Consider the following 14,955-nt stretch of genomic DNA (forward strand, 5'->3'; position numbering starts at 1 on the left):
CCCCGCGATGCCCGTTGCCAGCCTCGGGTGCTCCACCGCACCCGTTCTGCGCGAGCGCGGCCAGCGTGAAGTGTTCTGCGGGCTGACCGGGATCATCTGGCTGCACCGCAAGGTCCAGGACGCGTTCTTTCTCGTGGTCGGTTCGCGCACTTGCGCGCACCTGCTGCAATCGGCGGCGGGCGTGATGGTGTTCGCCGAACCGCGTTTCGGCACCGCGATCATCGAGGAGCGCGATCTGGCCGGCATGGCCGATTGCAACGAGGAGCTCGACCGCGTGGTCGATCGGCTGCTGACGCGGCGGCCCGACATCAAGCTGCTGTTTCTGGTCGGTTCGTGCCCTTCGGAAGTGATCAAGCTCGACCTCTCGCGCGCTGCCGCGCGGCTTTCGATCAAGCACGCCGGCAGCACCAAGATCCTCAACTATTCGGGTTCGGGCATCGAGACCACCTTCACCGAAGGTGAGGACGCCTGCCTTGCAGCGCTGGTCCCCGATCTGGCCGCCGACATATCGGACGTGCCGAGCCTTATGATCGTCGGCGCCTTGCCCGATGTGGTCGAAGACCAGTTCCTGCGGCTGTTCGCCGATCTCGGCATCAAGACTGTCCATTCGCTGCCGGCGCGGCGGGCCAATGCCATGCCGCCGGTCGGGCCGAATACGCGCTTCCTGCTGGCCCAGCCGTTCCTCGGCGAGACCGCCCGCGCGCTCGAAGATCGCGGCGCGACCCGCATCGACGCGCTGTTCCCGTTCGGCGCCGAGGGCACGACCAACTGGCTCCACGCTGCCGCACAAGCCTTCGGCATCGACGAAATGCACTTCCGCCGCCTGATTGCCCCGGGCCGCGAACGCGCCAAGCGCGCGATCGCGCACAGCCGCGCCAAGCTTGAAGGCAAGCGCATCACCTTCCTGCCCGATTCGCAGCTCGAAGTGCCGCTCGCGCGCTTCCTCGCCACCGAGCTGGGCATGATCCCGGTCGAAGTAGGCACCCCTTACCTGCATCGCAAACATCTCGCGCAGGAACTGGCGCTGCTGCCGGCGGATACACTGATCAGCGAAGGCCAGGATGTCGACTTGCAGCTCGACCGCGTCCGCGCCGCCAAGCCCGAACTCACCGTCTGCGGCCTTGGCCTCGCCAACCCGCTCGAAGCCGAAGGGCTGACCACCAAGTGGGCGATCGAACTGGTGTTCTCGCCGATCCACGGTTTCGACCAGGCGGGCGACCTCGCCGAATTGTTCGCGCGCCCGCTGCGGCGGCGTGACGTGCTGAGGGTCTGATGCAGCTCACGGTCTGGACATACGAGGGACCTCCCCATGTCGGCGCGATGCGGATCGCCACGGCCATGGAGGGCGTCCACTACGTGCTCCACGCGCCGCAGGGCGATACGTACGCGGACCTGCTGTTCACGATGATCGAGCGCCGCAACAAGCGCCCACCGGTAACATACACGACCTTCCAGGCGCGCGATCTGGGCAAGGACACCGCCGAGCTGTTCCAGAAGGCGGCGCGCGACGCTTATGCTCGGTTCCAGCCGCAGGCGATGCTGGTCGGCGCATCATGCACCGCCGAACTGATCCAGGACGATCCGGCCGGGCTGGTAGAAGCGATGGGCCTGCCGTGCCCGGTCGTCGCACTCGAACTGCCGAGCTACCAGCGCAAGGAAAACTGGGGTGCGGCGGAGACGTTCTATCAGTTGGTCCGCAAGATGTGCACCGGCACGAGCGCCGCTTCGCGCGCCGACGGTGCCAAGCCGCGCGCCAATCTCCTTGGACCGACCGCGCTCGGTTTCCGCCACCGCGACGACGTGATCGAGATCACCCGGCTGCTCGAGACGCTCGGCATCGCCGTCAACGTCACCGCCCCGCTGGGCGCAACCCCCGCCGATCTGGCGCGGCTGGCCAATGCCGATTTCAACGTATGCCTTTACCCCGAGATCGCCGACACCGCCTGCCGCTGGCTCGAACGCCAGTTCGGCCAGAAGACCGTGCGCACCGTACCGATCGGCCACGCCGCCACGCGCGAATTCATCGCCGAAGTGGCAGCGCTGGCTGGCGTTGATCCAAACGCCGCTCTCGATACCTCGAACCTGCCATGGTGGAGTCGCTCGGTCGACTCGACCTACCTGACCGGCAAGCGCGTCTTCATCTTCGGTGACGCCACTCACGCCATCGCCGCCGCCCGCGTCGCGCGTGATGAACTGGGTTTCGAAGTGGTCGGCCTGGGCTGCTACAACCGCGAATTCGCCCGCGACTTGCGCGATGCCGCCAAGCTTTACGGCGTCGATCCGCTGATCACCGACGACTACCTCGAAGTCGAAGACGCGATCCAGGCACTGCAGCCCGAACTGGTTTTGGGCACGCAGATGGAGCGCCACATTGCCAAGCGCTTGCGCATCCCTTGCGCAGTGATTTCAGCCCCGGTGCACGTGCAGGATTTCCCCGCGCGCTACAGCCCGCAAATGGGGTTCGAAGGCGCCAACGTGCTGTTCGACACTTGGGTCCATCCGCTGGTGATGGGGCTGGAGGAACACCTGCTGACCATGTTCCGCGACGATTTCGAATTCGCCGATTCGGCCGGTGCTTCGCACCTTGGTCATGGTTCGGCACCCGCACGTCACGAACCGCTGGTCGTGCCGCAGGATGACATCCTGCCGGCAACCGCTGACATCGCCGGGCCGGTCGGCGTCACCGCAACTGGCTGGTCGTCCGAAGCCGAAAAAGAATTGCTCAAGATCCCGTTCTTCGTGCGTGGAAAAGCACGGCGGAACACCGAGCGCTATGCCACCGAGCTGGGCATCGCCGCAATCACGCTCGAAACGCTCTACGATGCGAAGGCGCATTATGCCCGCTAGTTCAGCAACTCCGGTCCGCGTGGTCATCATCACGCTCGACAACCATCTCTCGGGCGCCGTCGCCCGCGCGCAGGAACTCTTCGCGCGCACCTATCCCGGCGTGACCATCGGCTTCCACGCCGCTGCCGATTGGGACGAAAAGCCCGAAACGCTCGAAGCCGCGCGCGCCGATATCGCGCGCGGAGACATCGTCCTGATGACGATGCTGTTCCTCGAAGATCACATCCGCGCGGTCCTGCCGCAACTGACCGCGCGGCGCGATGCCTGCGATGCGATGATCGGGCTGATGTCGGCCGCCGACGTGGTCAAGCTCACGCGGATGGGCGATTACCGGATGGACAAGCCGGCCAGCGGCTTGCTGGCAATGATCAAGAAGATGCGGGGCACCAACAAGCCAGGTGCCAGCGCTGGCGCCAAGCAAATGTCGGTGCTGCGCCGGCTGCCCAAGTTGCTGAAATTCGTGCCCGGCACCGCGCAGGACGTGCGCGCCTATTTCCTGACGATGCAATACTGGCTCGCCGCATCGGACGACAACGTGTTCGACATGATCCGCGCACTGGTCGATCGCTACGCCGATGGCGAACGCCGGGCCTTGCGCGGCACGATGAAGGCCGTGCTCCCGCGCGAATATCCCGAAGTCGGCGTCTATCACCCCGCGCTGGCGCAACGCATGGCTGCCACCGCCACCGAATTGCCGCGCCGCCGCGGCGCCCGCGGCACCGTCGGGCTGTTGATGCTGCGCTCGTACGTGCTGGCCAAGGATGTGGCGCATTACGATGGCGTGATTGCGGCGCTTGAAGCACGCGGTCTCGACGTGATCCCGGCGTTCGCCGGTGGGCTCGATGGTCGCCCGGCGATCGACGCGCTGTTCATGAAAGACGGTGTCGCTACGGTCGATGCGGTCGTGAACCTGACCGGGTTCAGCCTCGTCGGTGGTCCGGCCTACAATGATACCGCCGCCGCCGAAGAAGTGCTGGCGAAGCTCGATCGCCCTTACGTCGCCGCGCATCCGCTCGAATTCCAGACGTTGCAGGCCTGGGGCAACAACCGCCAGGGCCTGCTGCCGCTCGAGTCGACGATGATGATCGCGATTCCCGAACTCGACGGCGGCACCGTGCCGATGGTCTTCGGCGGGCGTTCTGATGGTTCGAGCGAGCCTTGCACCGGTTGCGGCCGGGGCTGCACATTTGCCAACACCAGCGCCGTCCGCGCGATGCAGACCTGCACCGAGCGCGCCGAAATGCTCGCCGCGCGCGTGCTCAAGCTGGTCGAGCTGCGCCGCGCCGCCAATGTCAAAAAGCGCGTTGCGGCGGTTCTGTTCAACTTCCCGCCCAACGCCGGCGCGGCGGGCACCGCGCAATTCCTCGCGGTGTTCGAATCGCTGTTCGCAACGCTCAAGCGGCTCGACCGTGAAGGCTACACAGTCGAAGTCCCCGCCACGGTCGATGCGCTGCGCGAGGCGATCCTGGGTGGCAACGCGGCGCGTTATGGCACCGAAGCCAACGTGCACGCCCGCGTCGGCGCCGATACGATCGTGGCGCGCGAAACCTGGCTCAAGGAAATCGAGGCCGCCTGGGGCCCTGCGCCGGGCAAGCTGCAATCGGATGGCACTTCGGTGCAGATCCTCGGCGCGCAATTCGGCAATGTGTTCGTCGGCGTCCAGCCCGCGCTGGGCTACGAAGGCGATCCGATGCGGCTGCTGTTCGAGGGCCGCTTCGCCCCCACCCACGCCTTCGCCGCGTTCTACCGCTGGCTCAAGGAAGATTTCCGCGCCCACGCCGTGCTGCATTTCGGCACGCACGGCAGCCTGGAATTCATGCCCGGAAAGCAGACCGGCCTCAGCGCCGAATGCTGGCCCGACCGCCTGATCGGCGATCTGCCCAACATCTATCTCTACGCCGCCAACAACCCCAGCGAGGGCGTGCTCGCCAAGCGCCGCTCGGGCGCGACGCTGGTCAGCTACCTCACCCCGGCGCTTACCAATTCAGGCGTTTACAAGGGCCTGGCCGATCTCAAGGCCTCGGTCGACCGCTGGCGCCAGGCCGCCCCTGGAAGCGACGAACTCGCCGATCTGGCCGAACTGATCGGCGATCAGGCAACTGCGCTCGACCTCGACGGCAGCGATATCGCGGTGCTGGCCGCCAACCTCTACGAGATCGAGCGCGAACTGATCCCGCAAGGCCTGCACGTCGCCGGCGCCGCCGCCAGCCGCGAAGAACGCATCAACATGATCGCAGCATCGGCCAGCGCGCGCGGCGAACTGCTTTCGCTCGACACGATCGAGGGCATCGTGGCGGGCACGATCAAGCTCGATACCCAGCTGCTCAAGGACATGGCCGCGCTCAGCACCGCGCTGTCGTCTAACGGTGAACTCGACGGTATCGTACGCGCGCTCAACGCCCAATACATCCGCCCGGTCACAGGCGGCGACTTGCTGCGCAGCCCCGAAATCCTGCCGACCGGACGCAACATCCACGGCTTCGACCCGTTTCGTCTACCGTCGGCCTTCGCGGTCAAGGACGGTGCCGAACAGGCGCAGCGGCTGATCGAACGCAGTCTCGCGGATGCCGGGCACATTCCCGAAACGGTGGCGATGGTGCTGTGGGGCACCGACAACCTGAAGAGTGAAGGCGCGCAGATCGCGCAAGCCATGGCGTTGATGGGTGCACGCCCGCGCTTCGACAGCTACAACCGGCTGGCCGGCGCCGAATTGATCGAGCTTGTTGAATTGGGCCGCCCGCGCATCGACGTGATCGCCACGCTCTCGGGCGTGTTCCGAGACCTGCTGCCGCTGCAAACGCGAATGCTGGCAGAAGCGGCCTTGCTGGCCGCGCAGGCCGATGAACCGGTCGAGCTGAATTTCATCCGCCGCCACAGCCTCGCGCATCAGGTCGAGCACAACTGCGACATGGCCACCGCCGCCTTGCGCGTATTCTCCAATGCCGAAGGGGCCTACGGCGCCAACGTCAACCTGATGATCGACAACGGCGGCTGGACCGATCCCGATGAACTGGCCGACAGCTTCGAACGCCAGAAGGGCTATGCCTACGGCGTGAAGGGCACGCCCGTCCGGCAGGCCGCGCTGCTCGCATCGGCGCTCAAGACCGTCGATTGCGCTTACCAGAACCTCGAAAGTGTGGAACTGGGCGTGACCGCGATCGACCAGTATGTCGACGCACTCGGCGGCATCAGTCGCGCCATCACCCGCGCCAAGGGCGTGGCCGCGCCAGTCTATATCGGTGATCAGACGCAAGGTTCGGGCAAGGTCCGCAGCTTGCAGGAGCAGGTCGCGCTCGAAACCCGCACGCGGATGCTCAACCCTGTGTGGACCGAAGGCCTGCTGCGCCACGGCTACGAAGGCGTGCGCCAGATCGAAGGCAGCCTGACCACCACGATGGGCTGGTCGGCCACCACCGGCGAAGTCGATCCCTGGGTCTATCAGCGGATCGGCGAGACTTACGTGCTCGACGCCGAAATGCGCGAACGGATCGCGGCGCTCAACCCCAAGGCCGCGGCGCGCGTCGCCAACCGGCTGATCGAGGCGAGCGACCGCAAATACTGGCAACCCGACGCGGCGACGCTCGCCGCTCTCCATGCCGCCAGCGATGAACTCGAGGATCGTCTCGAGGGTGTCGTCGCGGTGGCGGCATAAGGAACTGATATGGCACTACTCGATCCCCCCGTCCGCACCCGCGACCGTCTTGGCCTTGATGGCGATGGCAGCGTGCAGGTTGCGCTCGATCCCAATGACCGGATCGGAAACGCCAAGGTGTTCGCGGTTTACGGCAAAGGCGGGATCGGCAAGTCGACAACCTCGTCCAACCTCTCGGCCGCGTTTTCGCTGCTCGGCAAGCGCGTGTTGCAGATCGGCTGCGATCCCAAGCACGACAGCACGTTCACGCTCACCAAGAAGCTGATGCCGACGGTGATCGACGTGCTCGAAACCGTCGACTTCCACAGCGAGGAACTGCGCCCCGAAGACTATATGTTCGAAGGCTACAACGGCGTGATGTGCGTCGAAGCGGGCGGGCCGCCGGCGGGCACCGGTTGCGGCGGCTATGTCGTGGGGCAGACGGTCAAGCTGCTCAAGCAGCACCATTTGCTCGAAGAAACCGACGTGGTGTTGTTCGACGTGCTGGGCGATGTGGTGTGCGGGGGCTTTGCAGCACCGTTGCAGCACGCCGAGCGCGCGGTTGTGGTCGCATCCAACGATTTCGACAGCATCTTCGCGATGAACCGCATCGTTGCTGCCATCAAGGCCAAGTCCAAGAACTACGACGTGCGCATGGCCGGGGTGATTGCCAACCGCTCGGCCGCGACCGACGAGATCGACCGCTTCAACGCCGCCACGGGCCTGAAAACGCTCGCGCACTTCCCCGATCTCGATGCGATCCGCCGCAGCCGGCTGAAGAAGTGCACGCTGTTCGAAATGGAGCAGACCCCCGAAGTCGCCGCCGTTTGCGAAGAATACAAGCGACTGGCGGCCACGATGTGGGCGGGCTGCGAACCGCTCGACGCGCAGCCGATGAAGGACCGCGACATCTTCGAATTCCTGGGCTTCGAATAAGATGACGACCGCTACGTATGACCGCTTTCGGGGCAACCTCGAAACCTACTTCGACCGAACCGCGGCGAAGGCGTGGGAGCAATTGACCTCGGATGCGCCGGTCAGCGGCATCCGCGCGACCGTTCGTGCCGGCCGGACCGAAATGCGCAACACGCTCCTCTCGTGGTTGCCGGCTGACATGCGCGGAGCGCGGTTGCTTGATGCCGGTTGCGGCACCGGCGCGCTCGCGGTCGAGGCTGCACAGCGCGGCGCCGAAGTGGTGGCGATCGACGTGGCGGGCAGCCTCGTTGCGATCGGCCGCGATCGGGCGCCTGCTGGCCTCAACATCGACTGGCGCGTGGGTGACATGCTCGACCCCGCGCTGGGCACGTTCGATCATGTCGTCGCAATGGATTCGCTGATCCACTACAAGCCGACCGACATCGTCGCGGTGGTCGAGCGACTGGCCGGCAACACGCGCGGTTCGATTGCGCTGACCTTCGCGCCGCGTACGCCGCTGTTGATGGTGATGCTCGGCATGGGACGGCTGTTCCCGCGTTCGGACAAATCGCCGGCGATCCTGCCGGTGCGCGATGCGCACCTCCGCACGCTGATCCAGGCCGCCTTGCCCACGGCACGGATCGGGCGCGATCGTCGGATTTCCGCGAGCTTTTACACCAGCCATGCTCTGGAGATCGTGACCGGATGAACCGACTCGACGCCTTGAAAGCATCTTTGGCACCGCAACCACCGCGCACGGGCGAGCGTGCGGCCAGCCGGGTCGAGAGCCTAAAGTCAGGTGCGTTCTGGAACCGTCTCGGCACGCGCTTCCTGCCATTTGCCGATGCCGCGACCGACGATCTGCCGCTGGCGCGCATCCTGCGCCTGTCGCTATTCCAGGTCTCGGTCGGCATGGCAGCGGTGCTGCTGACAGGCACGCTGAACCGGGTGATGATCGTCGAACTGAACATGTCGGCCAGCCTGGTCGCGGCGATGGTGTCGCTGCCGCTGCTGTTTGCCCCGTTGCGCGCGCTGATCGGGTTCAAGTCCGATCACCACGCCTCGCTGCTCGGCTGGAAGCGCGTGCCCTACATCTGGTTCGGCACGCTGCTGCAGTTCGGCGGCCTGGCGATCCTGCCGTTCGCGCTGCTGGTGATGACCGGCGGCGGAACCGGGCCGGCGTTGGTCGGCCAATTCGGCGCGGTGGCGGCGTTCCTGCTGGTTGGCGCAGGGATGCACACAACGCAGACGGCCGGGCTGGCGCTGGCGACCGATCTCGCGCCCGATGAGGCACGGCCGCGCGTGGTCGCATTGCTCTATGTGATGCTGCTGGTCGGCACGATGATCAGCGCGATCGTGATCGGGCGGTTGCTCGCCGATTTCACCCCCACCAAGCTTGTCCAGATCGTCCAGGGCGCCGCAGCGCTGACGATGATCCTCAACGTGATTGCACTGTGGAAGCAGGAAGCGCGCAACCGCAATGCAACCGCGGCGCGCGAAGTCCAGCCGACATTCCGCGAGGTCTGGGCGGTGTTCATCGCGCGGCCCCGGACGATGCGGCTGCTGGTCGCGGTCGGCCTCGGCGCGGCGGCGTTCACGATGCAGGACGTCTTGCTCGAACCCTACGGCGGCCAGATCCTTGGCCTTTCAGTCGGGGCGACCACGTCGCTCACCGCGCTTTGGGCGGCCGGCATGCTGGCGGGCTTCGCCTATGCCGCGCGGCGGCTGGGTGAGGGCGGAGAGCCGCATCGGCTGGCCGGTTTCGGTGGCGTTATCGGGATTTGCGCGTTCCTGCTCGTGCTGTTCGCCGGGCCGCTGCACTCGGTCGCATTGCTCCAAATTGGCGCGACGCTGATCGGTCTGGGCGGCGGGCTGTTCTCGGTTGGAACGCTGACCGCGGCGATGGCGATTTCCGACGAGGAAGCTCTGGATGGCCGCACCGGCCTTGCCCTCGGCGCCTGGGGCGCGGTCCAGGCCACGTGTTCGGGCCTTGCCATCGGCCTTGGCGCATTCGCGCGCGATATCGTGTCGAGCGCTGCCCGCGCCGGCTATCTCGGCACGACGCTGGCCGATCCGTCGACCGGTTATGCCTTTGTTTACAGCATTGAAATTGGCCTGCTGCTGGTCACTCTTGTCGCTCTCGGGCCGCTGGTCCGAAGCGATGTTACCCGTCCCATCCCTGCAAACACGCGCTTCGGCCTCAGGGAATTTCCGATATGAAAGGGGAAATCTGATGCATCCCATGGTCTCAACCGGGATTGATGTCGCCCTTCTGGTTTTCTGGGCGTTCCTGCTGTTTTTCGTCTGCCTGATCTTCTACTTGCGGCGCGAGGATCGCCGCGAAGGCTATCCGCTCGAAGACGAGGCGACCGGTCGGCTCGACACTCCAGGCGGCGTGCTGCACACCGCCTCGACCAAGTCGTTCCTGCTGCCCTTCGGCCATGGCACCGTCACCGCCCCCACGCAGGGGCGTGAGTCGGTCGACATCGCTGCACGGCGGATCGAACGCTCCACGGGCGCGCCCTATGCGCCCACCGGCGATCCGCTGGCTGACGGCATCGGTCCGGCAGCCTGGGCCAATCGCGCCAAGCGCCCCGATCTCGATATGGAGGGCCATCCGCGCATCGTTCCGCTGTCGGGCGCAATCGGCTACAGCATCGCGCGCGGTGATGCCGATCTTTCGGGTTGGCCGGTGGTCGGCGCCGATGGTGCGGTGGCCGGGCACGTGAGCGAATTGTGGATCGACAAGGCCGATCGCCTGATCCGTTATATCCAGATTGAAGATGCAGGTGCGCCGTTGCTGGCACCGATGATGATGGCCAAAGTCGATCGCCGCCGGAGCCGCGTGGTGATCGATGCGCTCAATGCCGCGCAGTTCGCAGGCGTGCCTCGGCTCGAAGCCACCGACCAGATCACGCTCTACGAAGAAGAACGCGTTCAGGCCTATTTCGGCGGCGGCTATCTTTACGCCAACGCCGGCCGTCAGGAGCCATTCCTGTGACCGAATACGAAATCGAACCGCTCCGCGGCCTGCCCGGCCTGCTTCCGGCGGGTGAGGAAATCCTCTGGCAGGGTTCGCCCGATTGGCGGATGCTGGCACGGACTGCCTACAGCACGCGGATCGTGGCGGGCTATTTCCTCGTCCTCGCCGCTTGGGCACTGGTAAGCGCGCTGGTGTGGCGCGGCGGTTTTCTCGGCGTGGAAATGACCGTCGGGCTGGGCGTGATCGGGCTGGCGCTGTTGCACGTACTGGCCTGGGCCTCGGCCCGGACGACGGTCTATACGCTCACCAACCGCCGCATCGTGATGCGCATCGGCATTGCTGTGCCCAAGTGTGTCAACCTGCCGCTGCGCACGATCGGCTCGGTCGATCTGGCCTGTCATGCCGATGGCACGGGCGATATTCCGCTGGTCATCGCCGGGCCGGCCAAGCTGGGAATTCTTGCGCTGTGGCCCCACGCGCGGCCGTGGAAGATCGTCACGCCGCAACCGATGCTCCGCGCGATCCCCGATGCGCAAGCCGTCGCAGCCATGGTCGTTCAAGCCTGCCGCTCTGCCAGTCCCGAAGCTCGCGCCAGCATGGTCGAAACGCCGGCGCAGCCGGCTCCGGCGTTCGTTCAGGCTGTGGCAGCATGACCGCGCACAGCCATGCCGATATGCTGCCGCGCGGCACGTTGATCATCGCCGGCGCGCTGGTGACGTTCGCCTTCGCGGCGACGGTGGTGGTGCGCGTTGCGCATATCCCCGCGGCCGCTTCTCCTGCGGCCATGCGCGCAACCAACCATGTCGAACTGGTAGCGTCGCGCAACTTGCGCTTCATCGATCGCGCCGATGGTGCCGTGATCATCGAAGACGCCGACAAGGGCAATACCGCATCGGTGATCGAACCCGGCCAGCAGACCGGCTTCATCCGCGGCGTGATGCGCGGCCTGGCGCGCGAACGCAAAATGCGTGGGCTCGGCAACCAGCCGCCATTCAACCTTTCGCTGTGGCGCGACGGCGAATTGTCGCTGACTGACACTGTCACTGGCCGCTCGGTCGAACTGACAGCGTTCGGATCATCGAACCGCGCCTCGTTCATGGTCCTGCTGCCCAATGCCCCGAAGCTTGGGGTGTCGAAGGTTGGGGGCGCGCTCTCATGACCGCGCTGCGACGCACCCGTTTCGACACGCCCTGCACGATCGAGCTTGAACACAGCGACGAAAACTTGTGCGCGCATGTCGAACTCGCCGGCGGCGTCACGGTTGGTCCCGGTGACAGGGTGCGCGTGCATGGCGCGCCTATCAGCGTCGATTTCGGCGAGCGCCGCGTGATCGAACGCATGGCCACGGTCGAACGCGCCGGCGCCATCGAGCGGCTGTGGACCAAATTTACCAGCCACTTCGAACTGGCTGAACTCTATGAAGTCAGCTTCAGTCACGGGAACATGCCATGAATGCGATGACCCAGATCAAGCCCGCCACGAACGGCGACCTGATGGCATCGGCTTGCAAGGACACGATCCTCAGCCCCCGTTTCTACACTACCGATTTTGCGGCGATGGACCGGATCGACGTGTCGGGCGTGCGCAAGGAATGGGATGCGTTGATCGCCGAAATGGTGGCCGATCCCAACAAGCGCCATTTCAAGCGGACCGAAGCATTCGATGGCGTGATCGAAAGCCTGCCCGATGGCTTGCGTGAGGAATTCACCGATTTCCTGGTGAGCTCGCTGACCTCCGAATTTTCGGGCTGCATCCTCTACGCCGAAATCGCCAAGCGGGTGACCAACCCCGATATCAAGCAGTTGTTCAAGTTGCTCAGCCGCGATGAAAGCCGGCATGCCGGGTTCATCAATGAAACGCTGAAGGACGCCGGTATCGGCATCGACCTGGGATTTCTTACCAAGGCCAAGAAATACACGTATTTCCGGCCCAAGTTCATTTACTACGCGGTCTATCTCAGCGAGAAGATCGGGTATGCCCGCTACATCGCGATCTTCCGCCATCTGGCCAGGCATCCCGACCTGCGCTTCCATCCGATCTTCAACTGGTTCGAACAGTGGTGCAACGATGAATTCCGCCACGGCGAAGCCTTTGCAATCCTGCTGCGCACCGATCCCAAGCTGCTGACGGGCGTGAACAAGCTGTGGATCCGCTTCTTCCTCGTCTCGGTTTACGCCACGATGTACGTGCGCGATCACAACCGCCCCGCGTTCCACAAGGCGCTGGGTATCGATCCGACCGAATACGATCATCATGTCTTCAACATCTGTTCTGACATCAGCCGGCAGGTGTTCCCGGTGGTGCTCGACAGCGACAGCCCCAGCTTCGCGGCAGGGCTTGAGCGGATGCGCCGTATTGCTGGGCAAATCGATGCCGCCAAGGCGCAGGGCGGGGTGGTCGGTGCGGTCAAGCGCATCGGGCTGATCGCTGCGGCCGGGCTGACTTTCGCCAAGCTCTATCTCACCCCCGTCAAGGCAAACGTTGCGCCGGCCACCGTGCGGTTGGTCCCGGCCTGGTGACGCTGCCACCGCTCCTGTTCGCGGCGCTGATGTGGTTCATCGGCACCGCCGCGATCGTGTGGCTCGACAGCCGCCCGCGCGCGACGTTCGGCCTGAGCCTGAAGCTCGCCGGCATGGCCGCCATCGCCGCCACCGCGCTGGTATGGTTCAAGGCCGACGATGCCACCCTGGGCGGTGCCTATACTGCGTTCGCAGCGGCAATCGTGATCTGGGGCTGGCACGAAATGAGCTTCCTGATGGGCGCCGTCGCCGGGCCGAACCACGCCGAATGCCCACCCGATGCTGCCGGCTGGCAGCGGTTCAAGGCAGCCACCGCCACCGTCATCCACCACGAACTGGCGATTGCCGCGACGGCGCTTGTGCTGTTCGGGGTCACCTGGGGCCAGCCCAATCAGGCCGCCCCGCTCACCTTCCTGCTGCTGTTCGTGTTGCGGCTTTCTGCCAAGTTCAACTTGTACCTGGGCGTGCCTAATCTCAGCGACGAGGTGTTCCCCGAGCATCTTGCCTATCTCAAGAGCTATTTCCGCAAGGCGCGCTGCAACGCGTTGTTTCCGTTCTCGATCGTGCTGGGCAGCGGCATCACCGCATGGGCCTGGATGGCATCGCAAGCCGCGCCGGTCGGCAGTGGTGCTTCGGCCAGCGGTGCGTTGCTGGCCGGACTGGCCGCGCTGGGCGTGATCGAACACTTGTTTCTGGTCCTGCCGCTGCGCGACGCCAAGATGTGGCAGTGGGCCTCTTCATCCTCAACCAAAGCGGCGAAAGCAGCCGTCGTCCGAATTAAAGCGGGGGAATTCGAATGAACTACGAGGCATTTTTCGAAGCCGAATTGTCGACGCTCAAGGACGATGGGCGCTACCGCATATTCGCCGAGCTGGAACGCAAGGCGGGGTCATTTCCGGCCGCGCAGCAATTCACCGGCGATGAAACGCGCCCCGTGACGGTGTGGTGCTCGAACGACTACCTCGGCATGGGACAGCATCCCAAGGTGCTCGCCGCGATGCACGAAACGCTCGATCGCTGCGGCGCCGGTGCCGGTGGTACACGCAACATTTCGGGCACGACGCACAGCCACGTCTTGTTGGAAGCCGAACTGGCCGATCTGCACGGCAAGGAATCGGCGTTGCTGTTCACCTCGGGCTATGTGTCGAACTGGGCCGCGCTCGGCACGCTGGGCTCGCGCATTCCGGGCTGCGTGATCCTGTCGGATGCGCTCAACCACGCTTCGATGATCGAGGGCATTCGCCATAGCCGCGCCCCGGTGCATAAGTTCGCGCACAATTCGCCCGAGGATTTGGATCGCCGGCTATCGCAGCTCGATCCCGCGCTGCCCAAACTGGTCGCGTTCGAGAGCGTCTATTCGATGGACGGAGACATCGCCCCGATCGCCGAGATTCTCGACGTGTGCGAAGCGCACGGCGCGATGTCGTACCTCGATGAAGTCCACGGCGTTGGACTTTATGGTCCGCGCGGCGGCGGCGTGGCTGAGCGCGAAGGGCTGATGGATCGCGTGACGGTGATCGAAGGCACGCTCGGCAAGGCGTTCGGCGTGATGGGCGGCTATATCGCCGCATCCACTGCACTGTGTGATTTCGTGCGCAGTTTCGCCAGCGGGTTCATCTTCACCACCGCGCTGCCACCCGCGCTTGCCGCCGGTGCCACCGCCAGCATCCGCCACCTCAAGGAAAGCCAGGCCGAACGCGAACTCCACCGTGATCGCGTCGCGCAAGTCCGTCGGCGGCTCGATGCACTGGGTATTCCCATGGTCGACAACCCCAGCCACATCATCCCGATCATGGTGGGCGATGCGCACAAGTGCAAACGCATCAGCGACTGGCTGCTTGAGCATCACGGCATTTACCTGCAGCCGATCAATTACCCCACCGTACCGGTCGGGACCGAACGGCTGCGGCTCACGCCCTCGCCGGTCCACACCGACGCCGATATCGACCGGCTGATCCCGGCGCTCAGCGAGATCTGGTCGATGTGCGAACTGGCGCGCGGCAAGATGGCTGCTTGAAGGAAGCCGAGGGGAGCGGGCTGACAAGGCGCTCCCCTCACAG

13 protein-coding genes are annotated in these 14,955 nt (G+C 65.1%); all 13 read left to right on the plus strand.

Annotated elements, in window-relative coordinates; genetic code table 11:
* The first annotated feature begins 7 nt into the window (after nucleotides 1-7).
* Genes Q0R16_RS04000 through hemA form a run of 13 tightly spaced genes read left to right on the plus strand, consistent with a single transcriptional unit; the run spans nucleotide 8 to nucleotide 14,912 of the window.
* Nucleotides 8-1,273, plus strand: a complete 1,266-nt coding sequence (locus Q0R16_RS04000; RefSeq protein ID WP_295632253.1) for a ferredoxin:protochlorophyllide reductase (ATP-dependent) subunit N — start codon at nucleotides 8-10, stop codon at nucleotides 1,271-1,273.
* Nucleotides 1,273-2,847, plus strand: a complete 1,575-nt coding sequence (gene bchB / locus Q0R16_RS04005) for a ferredoxin:protochlorophyllide reductase (ATP-dependent) subunit B (RefSeq protein ID WP_295632256.1) — start codon at nucleotides 1,273-1,275, stop codon at nucleotides 2,845-2,847. Before Q0R16_RS04000 ends, bchB begins: the two co-directional genes overlap by 1 nt.
* A complete protein-coding gene (locus Q0R16_RS04010) occupies nucleotides 2,837-6,499 on the plus strand; it encodes a magnesium chelatase subunit H (protein ID WP_295632259.1) in 3,663 nt (1,220 codons plus the stop codon). The genes bchB and Q0R16_RS04010 overlap by 11 nt, the downstream gene beginning before the upstream one ends.
* A 9-nt stretch (nucleotides 6,500-6,508) precedes the next feature.
* Nucleotides 6,509-7,414: a ferredoxin:protochlorophyllide reductase (ATP-dependent) iron-sulfur ATP-binding protein gene (gene bchL, locus Q0R16_RS04015; RefSeq protein ID WP_295632262.1), complete on the plus strand. Its 906-nt coding sequence runs from the start codon at nucleotides 6,509-6,511 to the stop codon at nucleotides 7,412-7,414.
* 1 nt (nucleotide 7,415) lies between these two features.
* Nucleotides 7,416-8,102: a magnesium protoporphyrin IX methyltransferase gene (gene bchM / locus Q0R16_RS04020; protein WP_295632265.1), complete on the plus strand. Its 687-nt coding sequence runs from the start codon at nucleotides 7,416-7,418 to the stop codon at nucleotides 8,100-8,102.
* The gene (locus Q0R16_RS04025) at nucleotides 8,099-9,613 is read left to right on the plus strand and encodes a BCD family MFS transporter (protein ID WP_295632268.1); all 1,515 of its coding nucleotides are present in this window, start codon (nucleotides 8,099-8,101) and stop codon (nucleotides 9,611-9,613) included. The genes bchM and Q0R16_RS04025 overlap by 4 nt, the downstream gene beginning before the upstream one ends.
* Before the next feature lie 13 nt (nucleotides 9,614-9,626).
* Nucleotides 9,627-10,394: a photosynthetic reaction center subunit H gene (gene puhA, locus Q0R16_RS04030; RefSeq protein WP_295632271.1), complete on the plus strand. Its 768-nt coding sequence runs from the start codon at nucleotides 9,627-9,629 to the stop codon at nucleotides 10,392-10,394.
* On the plus strand, nucleotides 10,391-11,029 hold the full coding sequence (gene puhB / locus Q0R16_RS04035) for a photosynthetic complex putative assembly protein PuhB (protein WP_295632274.1): 639 nt from the start codon (nucleotides 10,391-10,393) through the stop codon (nucleotides 11,027-11,029). The genes puhA and puhB overlap by 4 nt, the downstream gene beginning before the upstream one ends.
* Nucleotides 11,026-11,535, plus strand: a complete 510-nt coding sequence (gene puhC, locus Q0R16_RS04040; protein ID WP_295632277.1) for a photosynthetic complex assembly protein PuhC — start codon at nucleotides 11,026-11,028, stop codon at nucleotides 11,533-11,535. Before puhB ends, puhC begins: the two co-directional genes overlap by 4 nt.
* Complete coding sequence (locus Q0R16_RS04045; RefSeq protein WP_295632280.1) at nucleotides 11,532-11,828, plus strand: hypothetical protein; 297 nt, start codon at nucleotides 11,532-11,534, stop codon at nucleotides 11,826-11,828. The genes puhC and Q0R16_RS04045 overlap by 4 nt, the downstream gene beginning before the upstream one ends.
* Nucleotides 11,825-12,895, plus strand: a complete 1,071-nt coding sequence (gene acsF / locus Q0R16_RS04050) for a magnesium-protoporphyrin IX monomethyl ester (oxidative) cyclase (protein ID WP_295632282.1) — start codon at nucleotides 11,825-11,827, stop codon at nucleotides 12,893-12,895. The genes Q0R16_RS04045 and acsF overlap by 4 nt, the downstream gene beginning before the upstream one ends.
* Entirely contained in the window at nucleotides 12,892-13,695 is an 804-nt protein-coding gene (gene puhE / locus Q0R16_RS04055; RefSeq protein ID WP_295632285.1) for a putative photosynthetic complex assembly protein PuhE, read from the plus strand. The genes acsF and puhE overlap by 4 nt, the downstream gene beginning before the upstream one ends.
* Nucleotides 13,692-14,912 (plus strand): 5-aminolevulinate synthase, encoded by a 1,221-nt coding sequence (gene hemA, locus Q0R16_RS04060; protein WP_295632288.1) that lies wholly within the window; start codon nucleotides 13,692-13,694, stop codon nucleotides 14,910-14,912. Before puhE ends, hemA begins: the two co-directional genes overlap by 4 nt.
* The last annotated feature ends 43 nt before the right edge of the window (nucleotides 14,913-14,955 follow it).

It is taken from the genome of Novosphingobium sp., assembly GCF_025351285.1.
Classification (GTDB): Bacteria; Pseudomonadota; Alphaproteobacteria; order Sphingomonadales; family Sphingomonadaceae; genus Novosphingobium.